The sequence below is a fragment of the Streptomyces sp. BF23-19 genome, from assembly GCF_041106355.1.
Lineage (GTDB): Bacteria > Actinomycetota > Actinomycetes > Streptomycetales > Streptomycetaceae > Streptomyces > Streptomyces virginiae_A.
In genome coordinates, this window is record NZ_JBGBPT010000005.1 from 48,880 (window position 1) to 73,263 (window position 24,384).

General features: G+C 72.9%; 20 protein-coding genes. 5 read left to right on the plus strand and 15 right to left on the minus strand.

Going from position 1 to position 24,384, the window contains the following annotated elements; translation table 11 throughout:
• Positions 1–11: 11 nt before the first annotated feature.
• The 9 genes from AB8A24_RS04520 to AB8A24_RS04560 form a co-directional block, all read right to left on the minus strand.
• Positions 12–512 (minus strand): hypothetical protein, encoded by a 501-nt coding sequence (locus tag AB8A24_RS04520; RefSeq protein WP_033213927.1) that lies wholly within the window; start codon positions 510–512, stop codon positions 12–14.
• 88 nt (positions 513–600) lie between these two features.
• Positions 601–1,362, minus strand: coding sequence for a maleylpyruvate isomerase family mycothiol-dependent enzyme (locus AB8A24_RS04525; RefSeq protein WP_369474792.1), 762 nt, complete (start codon positions 1,360–1,362; stop codon positions 601–603).
• A 34-nt stretch (positions 1,363–1,396) separates the two neighbouring features.
• Positions 1,397–4,258 (minus strand): AAA family ATPase, encoded by a 2,862-nt coding sequence (locus AB8A24_RS04530; protein ID WP_369474794.1) that lies wholly within the window; start codon positions 4,256–4,258, stop codon positions 1,397–1,399.
• 103 nt (positions 4,259–4,361) lie between these two features.
• Entirely contained in the window at positions 4,362–4,769 is a 408-nt protein-coding gene (locus AB8A24_RS04535; RefSeq protein WP_328964651.1) for an ACT domain-containing protein, read from the minus strand.
• A gap of 410 nt (positions 4,770–5,179) precedes the next feature.
• A complete protein-coding gene (locus tag AB8A24_RS04540; RefSeq protein ID WP_030723085.1) occupies positions 5,180–5,419 on the minus strand; it encodes a DUF397 domain-containing protein in 240 nt (79 codons plus the stop codon).
• Positions 5,420–5,552: 133 nt separating this feature from the next.
• Complete coding sequence (locus AB8A24_RS04545; protein ID WP_328964650.1) at positions 5,553–6,719, minus strand: thiolase domain-containing protein; 1,167 nt, start codon at positions 6,717–6,719, stop codon at positions 5,553–5,555.
• The gene (locus tag AB8A24_RS04550) at positions 6,716–7,774 is read right to left on the minus strand and encodes a thiolase domain-containing protein (RefSeq protein WP_328964649.1); all 1,059 of its coding nucleotides are present in this window, start codon (positions 7,772–7,774) and stop codon (positions 6,716–6,718) included. Before AB8A24_RS04550 ends, AB8A24_RS04545 begins: the two co-directional genes overlap by 4 nt.
• The gene (locus AB8A24_RS04555; RefSeq protein ID WP_328964648.1) at positions 7,774–8,733 is read right to left on the minus strand and encodes an OB-fold domain-containing protein; all 960 of its coding nucleotides are present in this window, start codon (positions 8,731–8,733) and stop codon (positions 7,774–7,776) included. The genes AB8A24_RS04550 and AB8A24_RS04555 overlap by 1 nt, the downstream gene beginning before the upstream one ends.
• A gap of 282 nt (positions 8,734–9,015) precedes the next feature.
• Positions 9,016–9,816: a crotonase/enoyl-CoA hydratase family protein gene (locus AB8A24_RS04560; protein WP_369474797.1), complete on the minus strand. Its 801-nt coding sequence runs from the start codon at positions 9,814–9,816 to the stop codon at positions 9,016–9,018.
• A 166-nt stretch (positions 9,817–9,982) separates the two neighbouring features.
• Between AB8A24_RS04560 and AB8A24_RS04565 the strand changes: the two genes are divergently transcribed.
• Positions 9,983–11,611: an acyl-CoA synthetase gene (locus AB8A24_RS04565; RefSeq protein WP_369474799.1), complete on the plus strand. Its 1,629-nt coding sequence runs from the start codon at positions 9,983–9,985 to the stop codon at positions 11,609–11,611.
• 75 nt (positions 11,612–11,686) lie between these two features.
• Here the strand turns inward: AB8A24_RS04565 and AB8A24_RS04570 are convergent, their stop codons facing one another.
• On the minus strand, positions 11,687–12,046 hold the full coding sequence (locus AB8A24_RS04570; protein ID WP_369474800.1) for a hypothetical protein: 360 nt from the start codon (positions 12,044–12,046) through the stop codon (positions 11,687–11,689).
• Positions 12,047–12,563: 517 nt separating this feature from the next.
• On the opposite strand from AB8A24_RS04570, the gene paaK reads away from it, so the two are divergent.
• Both paaK and AB8A24_RS04580 read left to right on the plus strand, forming a co-directional pair.
• Positions 12,564–13,868: a phenylacetate--CoA ligase PaaK gene (paaK, locus tag AB8A24_RS04575; RefSeq protein ID WP_328964644.1), complete on the plus strand. Its 1,305-nt coding sequence runs from the start codon at positions 12,564–12,566 to the stop codon at positions 13,866–13,868.
• 71 nt (positions 13,869–13,939) lie between these two features.
• Complete coding sequence (locus AB8A24_RS04580) at positions 13,940–14,803, plus strand: YhjD/YihY/BrkB family envelope integrity protein (RefSeq protein ID WP_328964643.1); 864 nt, start codon at positions 13,940–13,942, stop codon at positions 14,801–14,803.
• Between the two features lie 44 nt (positions 14,804–14,847).
• Here AB8A24_RS04580 and AB8A24_RS04585 read toward each other — a convergent pair whose 3' ends face one another.
• A complete protein-coding gene (locus AB8A24_RS04585; protein WP_369474803.1) occupies positions 14,848–16,389 on the minus strand; it encodes a fatty acyl-CoA synthetase in 1,542 nt (513 codons plus the stop codon).
• Positions 16,390–16,546: 157 nt separating this feature from the next.
• Here AB8A24_RS04585 and AB8A24_RS04590 point away from each other — a divergent pair, with 157 nt between their 5' ends.
• The gene (locus tag AB8A24_RS04590) at positions 16,547–18,991 is read left to right on the plus strand and encodes a penicillin acylase family protein (protein ID WP_369474805.1); all 2,445 of its coding nucleotides are present in this window, start codon (positions 16,547–16,549) and stop codon (positions 18,989–18,991) included.
• Positions 18,992–19,065: 74 nt separating this feature from the next.
• Here AB8A24_RS04590 and AB8A24_RS04595 read toward each other — a convergent pair whose 3' ends face one another.
• Both AB8A24_RS04595 and AB8A24_RS04600 read right to left on the minus strand, forming a co-directional pair.
• On the minus strand, positions 19,066–19,344 hold the full coding sequence (locus AB8A24_RS04595) for a hypothetical protein (protein ID WP_328964640.1): 279 nt from the start codon (positions 19,342–19,344) through the stop codon (positions 19,066–19,068).
• A 121-nt stretch (positions 19,345–19,465) separates the two neighbouring features.
• Complete coding sequence (locus AB8A24_RS04600; protein WP_369474807.1) at positions 19,466–20,569, minus strand: calcium:proton antiporter; 1,104 nt, start codon at positions 20,567–20,569, stop codon at positions 19,466–19,468.
• 142 nt (positions 20,570–20,711) lie between these two features.
• Here AB8A24_RS04600 and AB8A24_RS04605 point away from each other — a divergent pair, with 142 nt between their 5' ends.
• Entirely contained in the window at positions 20,712–21,314 is a 603-nt protein-coding gene (locus AB8A24_RS04605) for a hypothetical protein (RefSeq protein WP_369474809.1), read from the plus strand.
• Here AB8A24_RS04605 and AB8A24_RS04610 read toward each other — a convergent pair.
• The gene (locus tag AB8A24_RS04610; RefSeq protein WP_328964637.1) at positions 21,296–22,879 is read right to left on the minus strand and encodes an acyl-CoA synthetase; all 1,584 of its coding nucleotides are present in this window, start codon (positions 22,877–22,879) and stop codon (positions 21,296–21,298) included. The genes AB8A24_RS04605 and AB8A24_RS04610 overlap by 19 nt on opposite strands.
• A 5-nt stretch (positions 22,880–22,884) precedes the next feature.
• Positions 22,885–24,000 (minus strand): nitronate monooxygenase family protein, encoded by a 1,116-nt coding sequence (locus AB8A24_RS04615; RefSeq protein WP_328964636.1) that lies wholly within the window; start codon positions 23,998–24,000, stop codon positions 22,885–22,887.
• Between the last annotated feature and the right edge of the window lie 384 nt (positions 24,001–24,384).

Sequence of the window (24,384 nt, forward strand, 5' to 3'; positions counted from 1 at the left end):
ACGGAGGAGGGTCAGCCCTGCTGGAAGAGCTCGGCGGGGAGCGGCTTCAGGAGGGCGTAGAGGTCGTCGGTGATCGGGCGGTCCCAGCTGGCGATGGTGACCAGCACGTTGTCACTGCGGTCGAACTGGACGCAGGAGATGCGGGACTCCGACAGCTTGACCTTGCGGACGATGAGGAGGTTGTCGCCCTGCATGACGGGGCAGTCCTCGACGCCGGTGACCTCGACGTCCTCGTCGTTCTCCAGAGCGTCGAGGAGCTGGGCCACCTCGAAGGGGATCTGGCCGTCGGTGAGGTCCCGGGCCGGGGAGCCCTCCGGGAGGTTCCCGATGATCATCGCGGGGCCGCGTCCGCCGAACAGGTCGTAGCGGAGGAAGACACCCTGGCAGCTGCCGTCGGGCGCGGGCAGCAGCCCGGCCCCGAGATTGCCCGGCCAGTCCCCCGGGTCCATGGCCAGGACATCGAAGTCCGGGCCGGCGGGTGTGGCGGCGCGGTGGCGGCGGAGGAAGGACATGCCGCCATGGTACGTGGCCGCGCGAGTTTTCCGGTCCGGGGGCCCGCATCGGGGGACCTGCCCCGGCCGGGCCCGCCGGCCCGGCCGGTCAGACCGGTGGGACGAGCGTGAACCAGTGCGGGAGCAGGGCGGCGTCGCCCTCGGCGCGCAGGGCGGTGGGCGGGAGGCGGCGCCAGAGGAACAGGGCGAGGTCGCAGGCGGTCCCCGCCGCCTCGACGTCCGCCGGGGCGGTGGAACCGGCCTCCAGCAGGACCTGGTCCCCCGAGAAGAGGACCGTCCAGGAATCCGGGCCGTCGGTACGCCGGAAGCGGTACCTCTCCCCCGCCCCCGGCGGTGCCTGCTGCCAGCCGCGGCGGGCCGGGGCCATCACCTCGATCGTCTGGGTCACGGCGTCCGCGGCGACGGCGGGGTCGAGCGGGCCGGGCGTGCCGGTCGCGGACTCGGCGTCCCAGCGGTGCACGGCCAGCTCGATCAGCTGCATCCGCAGCCAGAAGCCGGAGGTCTGCTCGGCCGACCAGGTCCAGACCGTGGTGTCCGGGCCCAGCTCGTGGAAGAGCTCCGCCAGCTCCCGGGCACCCTGTACGAACCAGTCGGTCAGCGCGTCCGGGCCGTCCGCGGGCTCGGGGAGGGCGAGGCCGGCGGGGTCGGGCGGGACCGTGAGCCGCTCGCGCAGGACATGGCCGAGGTAGCGGTGCACTCCGCCCAGGTGTCGGACGAGGTCGGTGACCGACCAGCCGGGGCAGGAGGGCACCGCGGGCACCGGCTCGCCGAGGTCGAAGGCCCGGCGCACCGCCTTCTCGAACGCCGCCGTCTCGGTCCGGAAGATGACGAGTCTCTCGACGTGATCCATACGGTTCACCCTGCCCGGCGGGGGGCGGATCCGATCAGGTTGAGCTACGGGCGAACGCCTCCAGCGCCTCCCTGAGACCGGGCCGGTCGGTGCCCAGCTTGCGGCAGGCCGACGACAGGTCCCAGTCCGGCGCGGGCAGCACCACGACCTCCGGCACGGGCTCCTTCTCGGCTCGCACCGCGAGGTCCGCCGCCCGCCGCTCCTCCTGCGTGAGTCCGTCCTCCCAGGTCTGCCCGTGCGGCGGTGCGCCGCCCAGTCCCAGCAGGACCTCGGTCGTCTCCGCGGCCAGCCCGTCCGCACCGCACTCCCGCGCGGTCACCACGGCCTGCGTCAGCAGGTCCGCGTCCCGCAGCTCGGTGCCGAGCGCGGCCAGGGCGCAGGCCAGTTCGTAGCCCGCCGGTGACGCCGAGAGCAGGGTGACCGCCTCCTGGAGCAGCCGGGCCCGGTCCTCGGGGGCGGCGACCTGGGCCGCCACCCGCAGGGCCTGGCCGATGCCCGAGGCGGCGCCGAAGGCGCGGGCCCGGCGAACGGCGTCGTCGGCCAGGGCGCGGGCCCGCGGCGGATCGTCCGCGGCCACCGCCCGGGCCAGGTGCAGCTGCCACGGGCACCAGGACGGGTTCTGGATGCCGCGCGGGGTCAGCCGCCGGTCGACCGCCTCCAGTTCGACGATCGCGGCCCGCGTCTCGCCCCGGGACAGGAGCAGTTCGGCGTACACGGTCTGGGAGTCGGGGAAGACGACGGCCGCCGGGAAGGGGCTGCCGTACTCGTGCTCCTGGGCCAGCTCCCAGGCCTCCTCGGGTCGGCCGCGCGCGAGCAGGGTGGTGAGGAGGATGGCTATGGCGTACCAGTGCACGGGGGTACGCCGGCCCACCCGTTCGGCGAGCCGCAGCCCGGCCCGGGCCAGTTCCTCGGCCTCCACGAGCCGCCCGCGCCGGTAGCGGACGTAGGCCCGCAGGCTGTAGGCGAAGGAGAGGTGCGCCCCGCGCCAGCCGTGCCGCTCGAACTCGGCGGTGCCCGCCTCGAACAGCTCCTCGGCCCGTCCGGGCCGGTCGGCGTACATGTGGACCATCGCGGCCAGCACCGGGACCTCGAAGCCGCGGTCCTCGTGGGCCCAGCTGAAGGGCCGCTCCAGCACCCGTCCGGCGTGGTGCAGCACCACGTCGACCGGCTCGCCCCGCAGGCAGGCGTCCCAGGCGCGCAGCCCGATGATGTACCGCTCGGTGAGGTCGCGTCCGGTGAGCCGGTCGGCGAGGCGGGCGAGCCGCCGGGAGCGGGCCGGGGAGTCGGTCTCGGCGGCGTTGAAGGCGTCCCACATGAACTGCTCGGACTGCAGGCGCAGCCGGGCGCGTACGTCCTGGGTGTACGGGATCTCCCGCGCGAGCGATTCCGAGGCCTCGGCGAGGCGGTCGCTGTGGGCGAGGACCTGGGCGAGCCGGATGACGATGCCCTGGCGCAGGGTGGGGTCGTCGGAGGGCTCGGCGAGGGCGGCCCGCAGGTGGTTGACGGTGTTGGCGGGCTCGGTGAGCAGGGAGGCGCAGCCCAGTTCGTAGAGGACGGCGGCGCGTTCGTCGAAGTCCGGGGGTTCGAGCAGGGCGCGGGCGAGCTGGCGGCGGGCTGCCTCGGGGGCGCCGGCCCGGAGGTTCTCGCCGGCGGCCTCGCGCAGGGTGCGTACCACCCAGGGGTCGTTCTCGGGGTGGGTCTCCAGCAGGTGGCGGGCGGCCGCGGAGGAGCCGAGACCGGCGTCGACGACGGCTGCCGCGGCCTTGCCGTGCAGGGCGACTCGGAGCGCGTCTGGGATGGCGCGGTAGATGCCGGTGGCGATCAGCGGGTGGACGAACTCCAGCCCGGCGTCGGGTTCCTCGGCGGTGGCCGCCGAAAGGATGCGGGCGTCACGCAGCCGCCTGGTGGCGTCGACGGCCTCCTCGGCGCCGAGGGCCGCGACCCGGGCGGCGAGGTCCTGCGGGATGGCGGTGCCGAGGACGGCGCAGGCCCAGGCGAAACGGACGGTGGAGGGGCCGAGGCGCTCCAGGCGGGCGACGAGGCCGCTGCCGCGCTGGGCGGCGGCGAGGTCGCGCAGTTGCGGGGCGTTCGCCTCGACGGGGGTCAGGCCCTTGCCGCGGACCTTGGCGGTGAGTTCGACGGCCTCGAAGGGGTTGCCGGTGGTGACGGCCCAGGCCTCCTGGCAGAAGGCGTCGCCGGCGTGCGCGCCGACGGACTCGCGGACCAGGGTGGCGACGGCGGCCGGGGTGAGCGGGGCCAGGGGCAGCGGGCGCTGTCCCGCCCGGCCGGGCAGCGTACGGAAGGCGTCGGCGTGCTCGGGCAGTTCGTCGGGGCGGTAGGCGACGACGAGGAGCAGCGGGAGGTGTTCGGCGCGCGGGGCGAAGGCGGCGAGCCAGCCGAGGGACTCGGGGTCGGCCCAGTGGGCGTCGTCGAGGACGAGGGCGACGGGGGCGCGCTTGACGACGAGGTGGGTGAGGACCCAGTCGAGTCCGTCGCGCAGGCCCTGGGGGTCGGGCGGGACGCCCTGTTCCGGGGCGCAGAGTCCGAGGGCCGGGCCGACGATGGAGTACCAGCCCCCGAGGGCGGCGCGCAGTTCCTGCTCGGAGGTGCCGGCGAGCTGGGGCTGGATGAGTTGGCGGGCGACGTGGAAGGGCTGGCTCTGCTCCTGTTCGCCGCCGCGGGCGGCGAGGACGGTGCAGTGGCGGGCGTGGGCGCGACGGCGCAGTTCGGCGAGCAGGGTGGTCTTGCCGAGGCCGGCGGGGCCGGAGAAGGCGAGCAGCGCGCCGCCCGCGTCCGGCCCGGGACCGGTGAGTTGGTCCAGGGCTTCGTCGACGATCGCGAGTTCGGCATCGCGTTCGACCATGGTGCGCCGTGTGCGGGTCCGGCGGTCCGTCATGGCTGGTACCCCCCAGGCCTGTTCGGGGGTTCAGCGTACGCCCGGCGCACAGCGCGAGGGATGCCACTGCGGAAAAGAATCCGATCTTCTTTTCCGGGGCGGATCAGTGGTGTACGGACCGGGCCGCGAGCCCCTCCAGGACGGCCACGGCCTCCTGGGCCCGGTCGGCGGCCACGAAGAGGTGGTCGTGGTGGTAGCCGGCGATGACGTTGCAGCTCAGACCGTGTGCGCCGAGTTCGGCGGCGAAGGCGGCGGTGAGTCCGACGGCGTCGAGGGCGGAGTGGATGCGCAGGGTGATCCAGCCGGCGGTGTAGTCGTAGGCGAGACCGGCCGCGTCGGCGTCCTCCTGGCGCAGGACCAGGGTGAGTCCCTCGGGTTCCAGGACGGTGGCGACGGGGGTGGTCCCGGCGGGGACGGTGGTGCCGTCGACGGTGCAGAAGACGTACCGCCCCTCGTTCAGCTCGGGTCGCATCCCGCTCAGAAGTTTCCGCAGATCCTGCTCTCCGCTCATACGGCCACCCTACCGATCGCCCGGGCGGGTACCCGGTTCATCGGGAGGCGGGCGACGTGCCGTGCACGGGGCGCGCGTGACGGGTCTCAGCGGTCCTCGTACAGCCGCCGGTGCCACCACGGGCGTGGACTCCCCGACCGGTCGGTGGTGGCCGCGTCCCGGTCGAAGACCGTCCGTCTGCGCAACTCCGCGTCCAAGGGGGGCGGTTCACGCGCCCGGGCGGGTGACCGCCGGCCGGCGTGGGTTCCTCGTGCGGCGCGCAGCGTGCCGGGCCGTCCACGCGGCATCGCCCTTTCGGCGGGTGAACGTCATGCGCCCCGTCCTGCCCGGCGCCCGGCCCGGGGGATTTCGGCGGCCACCGGGCCGGCGGCTCCGCGCCCGGTGGTACGCCGCGTACGTACTGCGCCCGGTCAGGTCAGATCGAACTCACCGCCCCGGGCGTTCAGCACGAACTTGTGCCACTCGTCCGGCGAGAAGATCAGTGAAGGGCTCTCGGGGCGCTCGCTGTTGCGCATCGCGATGAAGCCCTCGACGAAGGCGATCTGGACGTCGCCCACTCCCCGGCTGCTCGACTGCCAGTCCGCCTCGGTGAGATCGAGGTCCGGCTTGCCCCAGCCGGCGAGGGGTTGTGAAGTCATGCTCTCGGCCACGTGCGTGCTCCTCCCGGTACGTCGTCCGGGGGCCAGGTTAACCACCGCGGCGGGTGCCGGACAGGCCACGGTGCGTCACCCGTGGCCGGTCCGGCTCCCCGGCCGGCCCCTCCGTCGTCGGCCGGGCCTGTGTTCAGGAGGTCGGCTCCTGTGCCCCCACCAGCCACATCGCGAAGAACTGCGCGCCGCCGCCGTACGCGTGCCCGAGCGCCCGGCGGGCGTCCGGAACCTGGTGTTCCCCGGCCTGGCCGCGGACCTGGAGGGCCGCCTCCGCGAAGCGGATCATGCCGGAGGCTCCGATCGGGTTGGTGGACAGCACGCCGCCCGAGGGGTTGACGGGGAGGTCCCCGTCGAGTTCGGTGACTCCGGCCTCGGTGAGCTTCCAGCCCTCGCCCTCCGCCGCGAAGCCGAGGTTCTCCAGCCACATCGGCTCGTACCAGGAGAACGGCACGTACATCTCGACCGCGTCGATCTCCCGGCGCGGGTCGGTGACGCCGGCCTGGCGGTAGACGTCGGCCGCGCAGTCCTTGCCGGCCTGCGGCGACACGAAGTCCTTGCCGGCGAAGAGGGTGGGCTCGCTACGCATCGCGCCGCCGTGCACCCAGGCGGCCGGTTTCGGCGAACGGGCCGCGCCCGCCCGGTCGGTGAGGATCATCGCGCACGCGCCGTCGGAGGAGGGGCAGGTCTCCGAGTAGCGGATCGGGTCCCACAGCATCGGCGAGGCCTGGACCTTCTCCAGGGTGATGTCGTGCTCGTGCAGGTGCGCGTACGGGTTCTTGAGCGCGTTGCGCCGGTCCTTGTACGCCACCAGCGAGCCCACCGTGTCCGGCGCGCCGGTGCGCCGCATGTAGGCGCGCACGTGCGGGGCGAAGAAGCCGCCGGCGCCGGCGAGCAGCGGCTGCTGGAAGGGGACGGGGAGCGACAGGCCCCACATGGCGTTGGATTCGGACTGCTTCTCGAAGGCGAGGGTGAGGACGGTGCGGTGGACGCGGGCCGCCACCAGGTTCGAGGCGACCAGGGCGGTGGACCCGCCGACCGATCCGGCCGTGTGCACGCGCAGCATCGGCTTGCCGACGGCGCCGAGGGCGTCCGCCAGGTACAGCTCGGGCATCATCACCCCCTCGAAGAAGTCGGGGGCCTTGCCGATGACGACCGCGTCGATGTCCGCCCAGGTCAGTTCGGCGTCGGCGAGGGCGCGGGCGGCCGCCTCGCGGACCAGGCCGGCGATGGACACGTCGTGGCGGGCCGCCACGTGCTTGGTCTGGCCGATCCCGACGATGGCCACGGGCTCTTTACTCACCTTGCGTCCCCTTCCAGGACGGCGACCAGGTTCTGCTGGAGGCAGGGGCCGGAGGTGGCGTGGGCGACGGCCCGTCGCGATGCGCCGCGGTGGATCCGGGCGGCCGCCTCGCCGATGCGGATCAGGCCGGCGGCCATCATCGGGTTGGCGGCGAGCGCGCCGCCGGAGGGGTTGACGGTCACCTCGTCGGTGAGGCCGAGCGCCTTGCGGAGCACGACCTCCTGGGAGGAGAACGGCGCGTGCAGTTCGGCCGTGTCCACCGGGGCTTCGAAGACACCCGCGTGTTCGGCGGCGAGCCGGGTGGACGGGGAGTCGGTGAGGTCGCGCAGGCCCAGGCTGTGGGCCTCGATGCGGTGGTCGATTCCGGTGATCCAGGCGGGGCGTTCGCAGAGGCGCCGCGCGAGGTCGCCGGCGGCCAGCACGACGGCGGCCGCGCCGTCGCCGACGGGCGGGCAGTCTCCGGTGCGCAGCGGCCTGACCTGGTAGTCGCCCTGGGGGACGGGGCCGCGGAGCTGGGCGTGCGGGTTGGCGACGGCCGCGTCCCGGCTGCGTGCCCCGACGGCTGCCAGGGCGGTCTCGTCGGTCTCGCCCGCATCGATCAGGGCCTGGGCCTGGAGAGCGGCCAGGGCGACCGCGTCGGGCCAGAGCGGGGCGACGTAGTACGGATCGAGCTGGCGCGTCAGCACGTCGCGGACCGATCCCGGGGAGGACTTCCCGTACGAGTAGACGAGCGCGGTGTCGGCCTCGCCGGTCTGGATCTTGACCCAGGCCTCGTAGAGGGCCCAGGCCCCGTCCATCTCGACGTGCGATTCGGAGATCGGCGGCCAGGCCCCGACCCCGTCGAGGGTCATGGTGAAGGAGAAGGCCCGGCCGGCCAGGTAGTCGCTGGAGCCGGAGCAGGTGAAGCCGATCTCGCCGGCCTTCAGGCCGGTGGCGGCCAGCACCTGGTGGAGGACCGGCATGACCATCTCGACTTCGCTGAGCTCGTCGGTGCGGCGCAGGTGGTCGCTCTGCGCGAAGGCGACCACCGCGACCTCGCGGGCGTATCGGGCCATCAGATGAGCTCCTTGTACGCGTCGTAGTCCGCGTCCGGTTCGCCGGTGGGGCGGTAGTGGTCGGGGTGGCGACCGCCCTCGGTCCATACCGGCTCGACGCGCAGGCCCATGCGGACCTGGTCGTAGGGGATGCCGCCGATCCGGCCGTGGAGGGCGAGGCCGGCGCCGTCGAGGGCGATGTGGGCGTAGACGTAGGGGACCTCGATGTCGAGGTTCTTCGCCTTGATGTTGACGATGCAGTAGGTGGTGACCGTGCCGGCGGGTCCGACCTCGACGCGGTCGGTGGTGGCGACCCCGCAGGTGGGGCAGGCGCCGCGCGGCGGGACGTACACCTTGTGGCAGGAGGGGCAGCGCTCGCCGACGGTCCGCCGCTCGGAGAGGGCGGCGATGTACGCGGTCTGGGCGCGGCCGGGGCTGTACACGTAGTCGAGGCGGGCCTCGGCGACGATGCCGGTGACCGCGTCGGCGAAGTCCCCGTCGTGCGGGACCGCTTCCCCGCCCGCGGGGCCGTCGTACGGTTCGAAGCAGGCGATGTCGGTGATGGCGCCGGTGCGCTCGGCGGCCCAGCGCACGCGTACCCGCATGCCGGTGCGGACGGCGTCGGGGCCGGGCGCGTCGAGGGCGTGCAGGAGGGCGGTGTCGGCGCCGTCGAGCTTGACCAGCACCCAGGCGAAGGGGGTGTCCAGGGGCTGTTGGGGGCGGGGGCGATCGTTCCACGCCCAGGTGGTGACGGTACCGGTGGCGCCGACCTCGACGAGTTCGCGGATCTCCTCTGCGGTGACGGGGTCGTACTCGACGGGCGGGACCATCACCTTGCCGTCGGAGGTCTTCACCCCGAGGACGACGCCCTCGCGCAGCCCGGTGAGGAAGGCGCTCTGGACGGGCCCGAGGGACCGGGTGAAGGGGAACTCGACGACGAGGGGCGCGCGGAGCACCTCCGGTGGGGAGGCAGCTGTCATGGCGATTCTCCGATGCGATCGATTCCGATGTTTTCAGCCCCCGGCGGCGCCCTTCCGGCCCGGCCGACGCTCGCTCAGCCCGCCGACGCCCTTTCAGCCGGGCCGGCGCCATCTCAGCCCCGCCGGCGTTTGAGGCGCCATCTCAGCCCCGCCGGCGTTTGAGGCGCAGGGGTCCGGGGGCGGCGCCCCCGGCAACGGCGCCGCACCCGGGCACGGGCGCAGCCACGGGCACGGCCACGGGCACGGCCACAGGCGCAGCCACGAGCACAGGCGCGGCCCGAACTACTCGCGCCGATACACCGCGGGCCGCTTCTCCGCGAAGGCCCGCGCCCCCTCCTTCGCATCGGCGGTGTCGAAGATCGGCCACCCCCGCAGGAGTTCGGACGCCAGCCCTTCCCGCTCCGTCAGCTCGGCGGTCTCGTAGACCGACGCCTTGACGGCCTCCACCGCCAATGGCCCGCACGCGTTGATCCGCTCCGCGATCTCCAGGGCGGCCGCCAGCGCCGTACCGTCCGGCACCACCCGCCCGACCAGCCCGATCCGTTCGGCCTCCGCCGCGGAGTAGGGACGTCCGGTCAGCAGCATCTCCAGGGCGTGCGTCCGTGGGATCTGCCGCGGCAGCCGCACCGTGGAGCCGCCGATCGGGAAGAGCCCGCGCTTGACCTCGAACAGCCCGAAGGTGGCGCCCTCGGCGGCGACCCGGATGTCCGTACCCTGGAGGATCTCCGTACCGCCCGCCACGCAGTACCCCTCCACCGCCGCGATGACCGGCTTGCGCGGGCGGTGGTGGCGCAGCATCGCCTTCCAGTGCAGGTCGGGGTCGGCCTTCAGCCGGTCCCGGTACCGGTCGCCCGCCAGTCCCTTGCCGGCCAGTGCCTTGAGGTCCATTCCGGCGCAGAAGTCCCCGCCGGCGCCGGTCAGGACGATGGAACGGATCCCGTCGTCGGCGTCCGCCTCCAGCCAGCCGTCGTACAGCCCCACCAGCAGCGGCAGCGAGAGCGCGTTCTTCGCCTCGGGCCTGTTCATGGTGAGCACCAGCGTGGCGCCGTGCCGATCCACGGTCAGGTGTTCTGTCCCACCCATTGCCGTCCTCCCGTCTCAAGACCTAGAACAGGTTGCAGTAGGGGAGGGTGCAGTTCAATAGTTTTCTGACACCCAGTCAGACTTCTTGAGCGGTGCCCTTCCCAGTTGCCGTCTCCGACGCTCTAATGACCGCCGGAGCAGACCAGTCACGGGGTCAGGAGGAACGGTGGAGTACAACCTTGCCGACCTGTTCGAGTCGGTCGTGGACGTGGTCCCGGACCGCGAGGCCCTGGTGTACGTGGACCACCCCGGGACCGGCGCCGAGCGCCGCCTGACGTACGCGGAGCTCGACACGGCGGCGAACCGGATCGCCCACCACCTGCTCGACAGCGGCCTGAAGGCGGGCGAACACCTGGGCCTGCACCTCTACAACGGGATCGAGTACCTGCAGACCGTGCTGGCCTGCCTGAAGGCCCGACTGGTCCCGGTGAACGTCAACTACCGTTATGTGGAGGAGGAGCTGGTCTACCTCTACAACGACGCCGATCTCGCCGCCCTCGTCTTCGAGGGCGAGTTCACCGAGCGGGTCGCGGCCGCGCTGCCGCAGACGACGAAGCTCCGGCACCTGATCCGGGTCGGCGAGGCTCCCGATGGCGCCCCGGAGCCCTCGATCGCGCCGGTCCCGTACGCGGAGGCCGAGGCGGCCGGCTCACCCGGGCGCGGATTCCCGCCGCGCAGCCCCGACGACCTCTTCATCATCTACACCGGCGGCACGACCGGCATGCCCAAGGGCGTGATGTGGCGCGCCGAGGACCTCTTCTTCGCAGGGCTCTTCGGCGGCGAGCCCTCGGGCGAGCCGGTGAAGCGGCCGGAGGAGCTGGCCGAGCGGGTCGCGGCGCGCGGCGCCGGGCTCACCTTCTTCCCGGCGCCGCCATTGATGCACGGCACGTCGACGCTGACCTCCTTCATCGCCTTCAACTACGGCCAACGGGTGGTCATCCACCGCAAGTACGCGCCCGAGGAAGTGCTCCGCACGATCGAGAAGGAGAAGGTCTCCAGCGTCTCGTTGGTCGGCGACGCGATGTTGCGGCCGCTGATCGACGCCCTGAACGGCCCGCTCAAGGGCACGGACCTGTCGTCGCTGTTCAGCGTCTCCTCGTCCGGGGCGATCATGTCGGAGACGGTGCGCGCCGAGTTCCAGCGGCTGGTGCCGAACGTGCTGCTCCTGAACAACTTCGGGTCGTCCGAGTCCGGGTCCAACGGCCGGGCGACGGACGACTCCGGCCCGGAGAAGGGCTTCCGGCTGGAGGTCAACGACCGTACACAGGTGGTGGACCCGGTGACGCACGAGCCGGTCGCGGTGGGCGAGCCGGGACGCCTCGCCCAGCGCGGGCATGTCCCGCTCGGCTACTACAACGACCCGGGGAAGACCGCCGAGACCTTCTTCCAGAAGGGCACGGAACGCTGGGTGCTGCTCGGCGACATGGCGACCGTCGACGAACAGGGCATCGTCACGGTGCTCGGGCGCGGCTCGCAGTGCATCAACACCGGCGGCGAGAAGGTGTATCCGGAGGAGGTCGAGCAGGCGCTGAAGTCCCACCCGGACGTGTACGACGCCTTGGTGGCGGGGGTCCCGGACCCGACCTGGGGCAGCCACGTGGCCGCGGTGGTCCAGGTCCGGGAGGGTGCCCGGGCGCCGTCCCTGGACCAGATCCAGAGCCACTGCCGCACCAGGCTGGCGGGCTACAAGATCCCGCGGCAGCTGGTCATCGCGCCCGCCATCCAGCGCTCGCCGAGCGGCAAGGCGGACTACCGCTGGGCGAAGGCGGTGGCGACGGAGGCCGACACGGCCTGACCAGGGCCCGCGCGCCGGAAGCCGCCCCCAGGCGGTTTCCGGCGAGCCGTACGGGTCGCACCCCGGGCAGCTCGCTCAGGACGACGCGGGCGCGGGTGCGACGGCCGGGGCGGAAGGCGCCGTGGGGGCGGTGGTGGTGTCGCCGTCGATGCACGTCATCGACACGATGACCATCGCCGGCAGACCCGCCGGCGGCGTGCTCGCGAAGCCGGACGTGACCGTCCAGTTGTTCTTCTTGAGGGTGAGCACGTCCCCGCCCAGGTCGGGGCCGGTCTGCCAGCCGCGCTCGGAGCGGGCCCGCTCGAACGCCGCTTTCAGGGCCGCCTGGACCGTCTCCGGCGCATGCTGCCCTGAGAGCCGTTCGTGGCACGTGCGTATGCCCCCGGAGGGTTCCCGCTCCACCGTGATGCCCTCCGCCGCCAGTATCGCGGTCATCTCCGACACCACCGTTTCGCGAGGCAGCGGCGGACCCGAGTATCGCGGGGGCAGCGGGCCGAGGTCCCTCAGCAGATACGCGCCGGCGGCCACCGTGGCCGTCGCCAATGCCGCCAAGGCCAGGGACGCCACGGCTGTGAGCATCAGTATCCGTCGCACAATGATGTCGGTCCTCTCGGTTCGCGATACGGCCGGCCATTCTGTCACCCCGCCGATCTTGAAGGATCATCGGCCGTCCGGTATCGCCGAGTCGCCCGTACCGCGCGGGTCGAGGAGGATCGGAAGACGCCGCGCCGCGAGTCCGCCGAGGTCTCCCAGGTATGCGGAAGCCCGGGATGCGGGCCGGCGGCTCACCGTCCCCGTGGAGGTACCAGGCGAGTTCGGTTCCGTCATAGATGGTGAGGGTGGACATGCGGGCCACCACAACAGACGACCGCTCGTTCGAGTCATTGATTTAACCTGCGGATTCCTGGCAATCTACCGAATGATCGGTCGGTTCTCATGATGAGGTGACGGCATGGCGGTGTACACGGATCTCCACGACGAGGGTGAGCGGCTGGGCCGCGACGAGTTGGCCGCGCTCCAGCTCACCCGGCTGCGCGCGACCCTGCACCGCGCCTACGAGAAGGTCCCCTTCTACCGGCAGGCCTTCGACAAGGCGGGCGTGCATCCCGACGACTGCCGCTCGCTCGCCGACCTCTCCCTGTTCCCGCTGACCACCAAGGCCGATCTGCGCGACCAGTACCCCTTCGGGATGTTCGCCGTGCCGCGCTCGCAGGTGCGCCGCATCCACGCCTCCAGCGGCACCACCGGGCGGCCGACCGTCGTCGGGTACACCGACGCAGACCTCGCGACCTGGGCGGATGTCGTCGCCCGGTCCATACGCGCGGCCGGCGGACGGCCCGGTCAGATCATCCACATCGCCTACGGGTACGGGCTGTTCACCGGCGGCCTGGGCGCGCACTACGGCGCCGAGCGCCTCGGCTGTACGGTCGTGCCCGCGTCGGGCGGGATGACGGACCGGCAGGTCCGGCTCATCGAGGACTTCCGGCCGGAGGTCATCATGGTGACCCCTTCCTACATGCTGACCCTGCTGGACGAGATGGAGCGCCAGGGGATCGACCCGCGCGCGACCTCACTGCGGACGGGGATCTTCGGCGCGGAGCCGTGGACCGAGGAGATGCGCCGGGAGATCGAGGAACGGCTCGACATCGACGCGGTGGACATATACGGCCTGTCCGAGGTCATCGGACCGGGTGTGGCCCAGGAGTTCGCGGAGACCAAGGACGGCCTCCACATCTGGGAGGACCACTTCTTTCCCGAGGTGGTCGACCCGCTGACGGGCGCGGTGCTGCCGGAGGGTGAGCCCGGCGAGTTGGTCTTCACCTCCCTCACCAAGGAGGCCATGCCCATCATTCGCTACCGCACCCGGGACCTGACGCGGCTGCTGCCCGGGACGGCCCGGCCGGCCTTCCGCCGGATGGAGAAGATCACGGGCCGCAGCGACGACATGATCATCCTGCGTGGGGTGAATGTGTACCCGACCCAGATCGAGGAGGTCCTGCTGCGGACGCCGGGGCTGGCTCCCCACTTCCAGCTGCGGCTGACCCGGGAGGGCCGGATGGACGCCCTGACGGTACGGGTGGAGGCACGCCGGGAGACGGACGCCGAGCGGCGGCAGGACGCGGCCGCAGCCGTGGTCCGGGCCGTCAAGGAGGGGGTCGGGGTCTCCGTGCGGGTCGAGGTGGTCGACCCGGAGACACTGGAGCGTTCGGTGGGGAAGATCAAGAGACTGGTCGACCTTCGGGGAGCCGGCCGCTGAAACCACCCCTTCGGACCCATTTGGGGGTGGCCTCCGGGAGCGAGCCGGCGCTCGGGGGTAGTGCATGAGGTGTGATCTCCACCCTCCGGCAGCTCTACGACCGGCTCCAGGGCTCCCAGATCGGGCTGGCCTGGAGCCGCGGCCGGGAGATGGAGCTGATGCACCGGGCGATGGGCTTCGCGGCTCTCGGCTTCCTCACCCTGGTGCCGCTGCTGGTGGTCGTGGCGGCCGCCGCGCCCGGGAGCGGCTCGGGCTTCGGCCGCTGGCTGGGCCAGGCCCTCGGGGTGACGGAGGCCTCGAGGGTCCGGGTCGAGATGCTGTTCGGCGCCGCGGACCTGGCGCTGGAGCGGACCACGGCGTTCGGTCTGGCCGCCCTCGCGGTGTTCGGCCTGACCTTCGGTTCGGCCGTGCAGACCGGCTACGAGAAGGTCTGGGACCTGCCGACAGCGCGCTGGCACACCATGTGGCTGCACGTCGTCTGGCTCGCCCTGCTCGTCTGCTACCTCGGCCTGCTCGTGGGGATCCCCTCGCCGTCGAACGACGCCTTCGGCACGGTCCTCGGCGCGCTGGGCGACCTCGTCGGCACCTGCCTGTTCTTCATCGCCTCGCAGCGCCTGCTGCTCGGCGGCCGGGTCCGCTGGCGCGCCCTGGTGCCGGGAGCGGTGGCGACCAGCCTCGGGCTGCTGGGGCTGCGGATCTTCTCGCAGCTGGTGTTCTCCCCGCTCATCGCCTCCAACGCGGTGATCTACGGCCCGTTCGGCACCCTGCTCGTCGTCCAGTCCTGGCTGGTCGGCGTCGGCTTCGTGGTCTACGGGGGCGCGCTCGTCGGCCGTCTCGTGCACGAGCACCTCACCCTGCGCCGGCTCCGGCGCGGCGGGCTCTTCCCGCCCGAGGACCCCGCCGCGCACCCTCCGCACCCTCCGCACCCCGGCTGACCGGGCTCCCCCGCGTCGGCGGCCGGAAGTCGGTGGCGGCAGGCTCAGGTGCCCGGCTCCGCGAAACGGTCGCGCAGTTCCCGCTTGAGGATCTTGCCGCTGGCGTTGCGCGGGAGGGCGTCCACGAAGAGCACCCGCTTCGGGGCCTTGAAATGGGCGAGCTTCTCCCGGGCGTAGGCCATCAGCTCCGCCTCCGTCACCTCGCCCGCCTCCCCACGCGGTACCACCACCGCCGTGACGGCCTCGATCCAGCGCTCGTCGGGCAGCCCGATCACCGCCGCCTCGGCCACGCCCGGGTGGGTGTAGAGCACGTCCTCCACCTGCCGTGAGGCGACGAGCACCCCGCCCGAGTTGATGACGTCCTTCACCCGGTCCACGACCGTGAAGTACCCCTGCGCGTCGCGCACCGCGAGGTCGCCCGAGCGGAACCAGCCGTCCCGGAAGGCCTTCTCCGTGGCCACCGGGTCGTTCCAGTAGCCCAGGCAGAGCTGGGGCGAGCGGTAGACCACCTCGCCCGGCGTGCCGTCCGGCACGTCCTTGCCGTCCTCGTCCACCACCTTCGCCTCCACGTGACGCACGGGCCGCCCGCAGGAGTCCATCCGTCCCTCGTGCTCCGCCGGCCCGAGCACCGTGGCCAGCGGGCCGATCTCGCTCTGGCCGAAGCAGTTGTAGAAGCCGAGGTCCGGCAACCGCTCGCGCAGGCGTTCCAGGACCGGGACCGGCATGATCGAGGCCCCGTAGTACGCCTTCCGCAGCGCGCCCAGCTCACGCACCGCGAACCGAGGGTGGTTGGCCAGGCCGATCCACACCGTCGGCGGGGCGAAGAGGCTGTCCGCCTCCCCCGCCTCGACCAGGTCGAAGATCCGCTCCGCGACCGGCGCGTCCACGATCGTGTTCCGCGCCCCGACCGCCAGGTACGGCAGCAGGAAGACGTGCATCTGCGCCGAGTGGTAGAGCGGCAGCGAGTGGACGGGCCGGTCGTCCTCGGCCAGGTCCAAGGCCTCGATCGCGCTCTCGTACTCGTGCACGAGGGCCCGGTGGGTCATCATGGCGCCCTTGGGCAGGGCGGTGGTCCCTGAGGTGTACAGGAGCTGTACCAGTGCGTCCGGATCCCGGTCGGCCTCGAAGGGCAGCGGATCGGCCAGCTCCGCCAGGAAGGAGTCGGGGGCGTCGCGCAGCGCCCGTACCCGGTACCCGTCGGGGATCCGCCCGGCCAGGTCTGGATCGGCGAGGACCAGGGCGCTCGCGGAGTTGTCCAGGATGTACGCGAGGTCCTCGCCGGTGAGGTTCTGATTGACCGGGACGTGGGTGAGCCCGCCCCGGGCGCAGGCCAGGTAGGCGAGGAGGTAGGCGTCGGAGTTGTGGGCGAAGGTGGCGACCCGGTCCCCGGCGGCCAGTCCGTACCGCTCCCGCAGCACGGCGGCCCCGGTGGTGACGGCCGCGTCGAGTTCCGCGTACGTCCAGGTCCGTTCGCGGTAGCGGACGGCCGGGCGGTCGGGGACCCGCCGCGCGCTGTCGTGCACCAGTCCGTCGACCGTGTCGTCCCGTACCGCTCGCCCTGCCCGCACCGCCCGCTCTGCCGTCATGGCGCGATCCTCGTCCTCCCGTACGCCCAAGGTCAATAACCGGATACCGAACGGGATGTTGACAGATCATCGGACGGGCTGAATGAGTGTGGGGGCACGGAAGTACCGCCTGTCAATCGGGTAACCACGCCCACCCACAGGCCACTTGGGAGGACTGTTGCGTCTCAGCACTCGTCCGATACTCCGCCGCGTCGCCCTCACCGGCGCCGCTCTGCTCGCCGCGTCGGCCGCCGTGCCCCAGGCCTCGGCGGCCGCGGCGCCCGACGGCCGGACCGCCGCCGGGGGCGGCCTGTCCGCCGTCATCCGGTACACCGAGAACGGCATCCCGCACATCCTCGCCCGCGACTACGCGCACCTCGGCTTCGGCACCGGTTGGGCCCAGGCCGCCGACCAGGTCTGCGTCCTCGCCGACGGATTCGTGACCGTCTCCGGTGAGCGTTCCCGCTGGTTCGGTGCCGACGCCGCGCCCGACTTCTCGCTCTCCTCGGCCACGAAGAACCTCTCCAGCGACCTCTACTTCAAGGGGGTGCGGGAGTCGGGCACGGTGGAGAAGCTGCTGGCGACCCCCGCCCCGGCCGGTCCCACCAAGGACCTCGAGGAACTGATGCGCGGCTGGGCCGCCGGGTACAACGCCTGGCTGGCCCAGAACAAGATCACCGACCCGGCGTGCAAGGGTGCCGGCTGGGTCCGCCCGGTGACCACGGCCGATGTGGCCGCCCGCGGCTTCGCCGTCTCGGTCCTCGGCGGCCAGGGCCGCGGCATCGACGGCATCACGGCCGCCCGGCCCCCGGGCCCCGCGGGCTCGCCGACCGGCCCCATGGCGCTCCCCCAGGGGGCCGATCCGGCGGCCGCCGCCGAGGCGGCACGGGAGTACTTCGACACCGGCCGCTACGACATGGGCTCCAACGCCGTGGCCTTCGCCGGCTCCACCACGGCGAGCGGCCGCGGCCTGCTGCTCGGCAACCCGCACTATCCGTGGCACGGCGGGCGCCGTTTCTGGCAGTTCCAGCAGACCATCCCGGGCGAGCTGAACGTCTCGGGCGCCTCCCTCCTCGGCACCGCCGTGGTCAACATCGGCTTCAACGAGAAGGTGGCCTGGAGCCACACGGTGGCCACCGGCACGCCGGTGAACCTCCATCAGCTCGCGCTGGATCCCGCCGATCCGACCGCCTACCTGGTCGACGGCACGCCGGAGCGGATGACCCGGCGGACCGTCACCGTCCCGGTGACCGGCGGCGCCCCGGTCACCCGCACCCAGTGGTGGACCCGCTACGGACCGGTGGTCTCGGACCTCGGCCCGAGCCTGCCCCTGCCGTGGACCGCGCAGACGGCGTACGCGCTGAACGACCCGAACGCCGCGAACCTGCGCGGCTCCGACACCGCCCTCGCGATGGGCAAGGCCCGCTCGGTGGCCGGGATCCAGGACGCGCTGGGGCGCACCCAGGGCCTGCCCTGGGTCAACACCGTGGCCGCCGACTCCGCGGGCGGCACCCTCTTCACCCAGGCCCAGGTGCTGCCCCGGATCACCGACGAGTTGGTGGCCCGCTGTTCCACCCCGATGGGCCGGGCCACGTACCCGGCCTCGGGGCTGGCGGTGCTGGACGGTTCGCGCGGCGACTGCGCGATCGGCTCGGATCCGGACGCGGTGCAGCCGGGGGTCTTCGGCCCGGGGAAGGCGCCGACGCTGCGGGACGCCCCGTACGCGGAGAACTCCAACGACAGTGCCTGGCTGGCCAACGCCGACCGGCCGCTGACCGGCTACGAGCGGATATGGGGCAACGTCGCCACCGCGCGCTCGCTGCGGACGCGCGGCGCGGTCGAGGACGTGGCCGCGATGGCCGCGAAGGGCCGGCTGACCGTGGCCGACCTGCAGAAGCAGCAGTTCGCGAACCGGGTCCCGGCCGGTGAGCTGGCGGCGGCGGACGCGGCGAAGGCGTGCTCCGCCCTGCCGGGCGGCACGGCGACGGCGAGCGACGGCGGTGCGGTGGACGTCTCGGCGGCCTGCGGGGTGCTGGCGAGCTGGGACCGTACGACCGACAGCACCAGCCGCGGCGCGCTGCTCTTCGACCGGTTCTGGCGCAAGCTGACGGCCTCGACGCCGACCAAGGACCTGTGGCTGGTGCCGTTCTCGGCGGCCGATCCCGTACGTACCCCTCGTACGCTCGACCAGGCGGCACCCGGCATCGGGCGGGCGCTCGCGGACACGGTGGCGGAGCTGAAGGCGTCCGGGATCGCGCTCGACGCCCCGCTGGGTGAGCACCAGTTCGTGGTCCGCGGCGCGCGCAAACTGCCGGTGAGCGGTGGCACGGAGGCGCTCGGCGTCTGGAACAAGATCGAGGCGCCGTGGAACGCGGCGGCCGGCGGCTACGCGGAGGTCACGCACGGGTCCAGCCACATCCAGGCGGTCGGCTGGGACGGCGGGCGCTGCCCGGTGGCGCGCACCCTGCTGACGTACAGCCAGTCCTCGAACCCGGGCTCGCCGTACCACGCCGACCAGACCCGGATGTACTCCGAGGAACGCTGGGTCACGGCACGGTTCTGCGAACGGGACATCCTCACGTCGCCGAAGCTGAAGGTGGCCCTGGTCCGCGAACGACGGTGAGCCCCGCGCCCGAACCCACCGCCGCCCGACCCGCCTCCTCCTGACCGCACAGGAGGAGGCGCGGGCGGCGGCGGTCATCCGGCCGGCGTCGCACCGAGGGCGGTGGCCAGGGCCCGGGCCTGATCCGGGGTGATGCCCAGGACGAGCGGTACCCGGCGGGGGCTGTACGGGGCGGAACACACGGGGATCGGATGGGCGTCCGTCGCCGCCCACCGGGGCCCGCCAGCCGGGTCAGGCGCCCCCAGCAGGGTCGCGGCCAGTTCCCCGGCGGCGTCCGCGCGTATCCCGCAGTGGGCGGGCGCGCGGGCCACGGTGTCGGGTGCCTCGGCGGGCAGGTCGGCGTCGCCGAGCATCGGGAGCAGGAGCAGAGGGCGCTCGGACGCGGCCTCGCGCGGCCTCGCGCGGGGTCACGTGGGGTCACGTGGAGTCGTGCGGGGTCACGTGGAGTCGTGCGGGGTCACGTGGGGGCATTCGCTACGGGCTGACCGCCAGGAAGAGGTACGCGGCCAGCAGCACGATGTGGACGCCGCCTTGGAGCAGCGTGGCGCGCCCCGGGACGATGGTGAGGGCGCTGACCACGATGGTGAGGGCGAGCAGCACCATGTGGATCGGGCCGAGGCCCAGCAGGAGCGGGCCGGAGAGCCAGATCGAGGCGAGGGCGATCGCCGGAATGGTCAGGCCGATGCTGGCGATGGCGGATCCGTAGGCGAGGTTGAGGCTGGTCTGGACGCGGTCGCGGCGGGCGGCCCGGACGGCGGCGAGGGTCTCGGGCAGCAGGACGAGCAGGGCGATGATCACACCGACGACCGCCTGGGGCAGCCCGGCGGCCGCGACGGCCCGCTCGATGGTCGGGGACACGGCCTTGGCGTCGCCCACCACGGCGACGAGCGCGATCAGCAGGAGGCCGAGGCTGACGAGGGAGGCGCGGGCGGTGGGCGGGTCGGCGTGGTCCTCGCCGCCGGCGACGCCCCCTCCGGTGTCCACGGGCAGGAAGTAGCTGCGGTGACGGACCGTCTGGACGGCGACGAAGAGCCCGTACAGGGCGAGCGAGGCGACGGCGGCGAAGGTGAGCTGCGCGGTGGAGAACTCCGGGCCCGGCTTGCTGGTGGTGAACGTCGGCAGGACCAGGCTGAGGGTGGCCAGGGTCGCGACGGTGGCCAGGGCGGCCCCGGAGCCCTCGGGATTGAACACGGCGACCCGGTTGCGCAGGGCGCCGACGAGCAGGGAGATGCCGACGATGCCGTTGCAGGTGATCATGACGGCGGCGAAGACGGTGTCCCGGGCCAGGGAGGCGGTCTTGTCGCCGCCGTCGGCCATCAGGGTGACGATGAGCGCCACCTCGATCACGGTGACCGCCACGGCGAGGACGAGGGAGCCGAAGGGTTCGCCGACGCGGTGGGCGACGACCTCGGCGTGGTGGACGGCCGCGAGCACCGCGCCCGCGAGACAGAGCGCGACGAGCGCCACCGCGAAACCCGGTAGGTCCCGTCCCCAGCTGAAGACCAGCGCGACGAGCGCGACGACGGGGACGACGATGGTCCAGTCGGTCAAGAACGATCTGCGGGTTGCCGTACTCATATCGGCCAAGTTGCCAGAATTGTCCCGATGGTGCGGCGCAAGGCGCGCCTCAGGGTGCCTCTCGTGGCATTTCTCACGCGATCCCCGGGCGTGGCGGGGGCCGGCTCCACCGGGAACGTCGCACCGCACCGCAGGATGGCGCATGACCTCGGCGGACGCGCCGTCGCAGTGGACCGAGCCCGAGCTGACCGGCCTGCACCGCATCGCGCTGCGGGAGCTGCTGCGCCACGTCTCCCCGGCGCCGGGGGCCGAGCACGCGGGTGTGGGGCGGCCCGTACTCGGGGTGCTGCGGCCGCCCGGACGACCGGGGCACACCCGGGTGGTCCTGTGGGACGGCCGCGACCTCGGCTCGTCGGTCGCCTACGACCTGCCGCTGGTCGACGCGGACGACAGCAACGTCCCGTGGCCGGCGATCGCCGGGACGGTGCGCCGGCTCGCCGCCCGGCCCGGGGCGGCGGACGGACCTGCGGCCCGGGACGGCCTGGGCATCCCCGTCGTCGACGCCACCGCCGAGGCCGCGCGCTTTGGAGCCGAGCCCTCGTACGACCGGACCGACGCGCTGCACGCGGCCGTCTCCATGCTCAGGCCCTTCCACCACGTGGAGCCCGAGCCGGACCCGGACCCGGAATCAACATCGGCATCGGCATCGGATCCCGAGCCCGAGCTGCTGCTCGGCGGTTTCCTGCCGGTCGGGCCCCGGGTGAGGGCCGCGGTCGGGGCGTACCGTCACATCGCGCGCTCGTGACCCTCCCAGTACGGGTCGCGCAGCCGCCGCTTGTAGAGCTTGCCGTTCGGGTCGCGTGGCATCGTCTCGATGAAGTCGACCGTCTTGGGGCGCTTGTAGCCGGCCAGCTGCCGCTCGCAGTGGTGCAGGATCTCCGCGGCCAGGGCGTCGCCCGCCACGAAACCCTCGGCCGGTTCGACGACCGCCTTGACCTGCTCGCCCCAGTCGGCGTGCGGGATGCCGAAGGCGGCGGCGTCCGCGACGGCCGGGTGGGTGAGCAGGGCCGACTCGATCTCGGCGGGGTAGATGTTGACCCCGCCCGAGATGATCATGTCGATCTTGCGGTCGCGGAGGAAGAGGTAGCCCTCCTCGTCCATCAGGCCCAGGTCGCCGACGGTGAAGAAGTCGCCGATCCGGTTCTTCCTCGTCTTGCCCTCGTCCTTGTGGTAGCTGAAGCCACCGGTGTTCATCTTGAGGTAGACGGTGCCCAGTTCACCGGCGGGCAGCCGGTTGCCGTCGTCGTCGAAGATGGCGAGTTCGCTGATCGGCCAGGCTTTGCCGACCGTTCCCGGCTTCTTCAGCCAGTCCTCGGCGGTCGCGAAGGCGCCGCCGCCCTCGCTGGCCGCGTAGTACTCCTCCACGCACCGGCCCCACCAGTCGATCATCGCCCGTTTGACGTGGTCGGGGCAGGGCGCGGCGCCGTGGATGGCGTGCCGCATCGAGGAGACGTCGTACGCGTCCTTCGTCTCCTGCGGGAGGGCGAGGAGGCGGTGGAACTGGGTCGGCACCATGTGGGTGTGCGTGCAGGCATGGCCGTCGATCAGGCGGAGCATCTCCTGCGGGGTCCACTTGTCCATCAGGACCAGCGGATGCCCGATGTGCAGGGCGGCGCCCGCGAATTGGAGGACGGCCGTGTGGTAGAGCGGCGAACAGACCAGGTGGACGTTGCCGTCGAAGGGCCGGATGCCGAAGATGGCGAGGAAGCCGCCCAGGTACGTCTGCTCCGGGAGCTTGCCGGGCAGCGGGCGGCGGATGCCGCGCGGGCGGCCGGTGGTGCCGGAGGTGTAGTTCATGACCCAGCCCAGCGTGCGGCCCTCGGGGACGGTCGCGGGCTGCCCGTCGAGGAGCTGCGCGTACGGGCGGAAGCCGGCGACCGCTCCGACGGCGTACCGGTGGCTCGCGGGCAGGGCCGCCTCGTCGGCGGCGGCCGTGGCGGCGTCGGCGAAGCGCTCGTGGGCGATGAGGACCTTGGCTCCGGAATCGGAGACGATCCAGGCGATCTCGGGGCCCACGAGGTGGTGGTTGACGGGAACGAGGTAGAAGCCCGCCTGCGAGGCGGCCAGGTAGGCGGTGAGGAACTCGACGCCGTTGGGGAGGACGACGGCGAAGACGTCCCCCTTCTCCAGTCCGGCGGCGCGCAGGCCGTGGACGAGGCGGTTGACGTCGGCGTGCAGCCGGCCGGCGCTCCATTCCTCACCCTCGGGGGTCACGAGTACGGTGCGCCCGGGGTCGGCGGCGGCCTGGGCCCAGAAGCCGTTGGGCGGCTGCTGGTCGGTGGCGGGGGTCGTGGACGTCGTCGCGGTCATGTCGGTCACGCCTCTCGGACTCGGCCGGCGATGCGGTTGATGCGGTCGATCGCCCGCTCGAAGCCGCTGGTGAGGTCGTCGAAAACGGCCTGGACGCTGCGTTCCTCGGTCATCCGGCCCACGATCTGGCCGACGGGGGTACCGAGCAGGGGCCGGACCTCGTACTTCTGGATCCGGGAGACGGCCTCGGCGACGAGCAGGCCCTGGAGCGGCATGGGGAGCGCGCCCGGGCCCGCCGGGTCGTCCCAGGCGTCGGTCCACTCGGTACGCAACTGGCGGGCGGGCTTGCCGGTGAGGGCGCGGGAGCGGACGGTGTCGCCGGAGCCGGCGGCGAGCAGTTTCTCGGTGAGGGCGCGCGAGTGGAGGTCCGCCTCGGTGGTGGTGAGCCAGAGCGAGCCGAGCCAGGCGCCCTGGGCGCCGAGGGCGAGGCCGGCGGCGATCTGCTCGCCGCTGCCGATGCCGCCGGCGGCGAGGACCGGGAGGGGGGCGACGGCCTCGACGATCTCGGGCACCAGGACCATGGTGGCGATGTCGCCGGTGTGGCCTCCGGCTTCGTAGCCCTGGGCGACGACGATGTCGATGCCGGCTTCGGCGTGGCGGCGGGCGTGCTTGGCGCTGCCGGCGAGGGCGGCGACGAGGACGCCGTGGTCGTGGGCGCGCGCGATGACGTCGGCGGGCGGCGAACCGAGGGCGTTCGCCAGGAGTTTGATGGGGTAGTCGAAGGCGACGTCGAGCTGGCTCCTGGCGACCTGTTCCATCCAGCCGGTGATCCGCCAGCCGGAGGCCTCGCCCTCGGCGAGCTCGGGCACGTGGTGCTTGGCGAGGGTGTCGCGGACGAAGGCGCGGTGCGCGGCCGGGATCATCGCCTCGATGTCGGCCTCGGCGATGCCGTCGACGGCCTTCTTGGCGGGCATCACGACGTCGAGGCCGTAGGGCTTGCCGTCGGTGTGCGCCTGCATCCATTCGAGGTCGCGTTTCAGGTCGTCGGGGGCCGTGTAGCGGACCGCGCCGAGCACACCGAAGCCGCCCGCGCGGGTGATGGCAGCGGCGACCGCCGGGAAGGGCGTGAAGCCGAAGATGGCGTGCTCGACTCCCAGTTTCTTGCTCAGCTCCGTCTCCATGGGCGGCAGGATGCCGCAGCCCGCCGGCCGAGGGAAGAGATTTTCTGATGCAGTGTCAGATTCTTTACGGGTCGGTCGGTGCGGAGGGTGCCCGATGGGCGGGCAGATACCCACTACCGTGCGGATCGCCTGCGGCGCGCTCGGCGGGTACGGGGCTCCGGCCCGAGCCGGTTCGCCTGCGGCGCGCTCGACCGGTACGGGTTCCGGCCCGGACGGCGCGGCTCCGGGAAGAGCGGCGGGCCGGCGGGCGGCGCGCCCGGAGGACGACGGACCGCCCGCGGCGGACCGCGGTGCCGGTGCCGGGTGCCTGGTGCCGTGCGGACGGCGGGGCCGCGGGGCCGCGGGCGCGGAATGCGCACGGCGGGTGCGGGTGTTGTGGGCGCG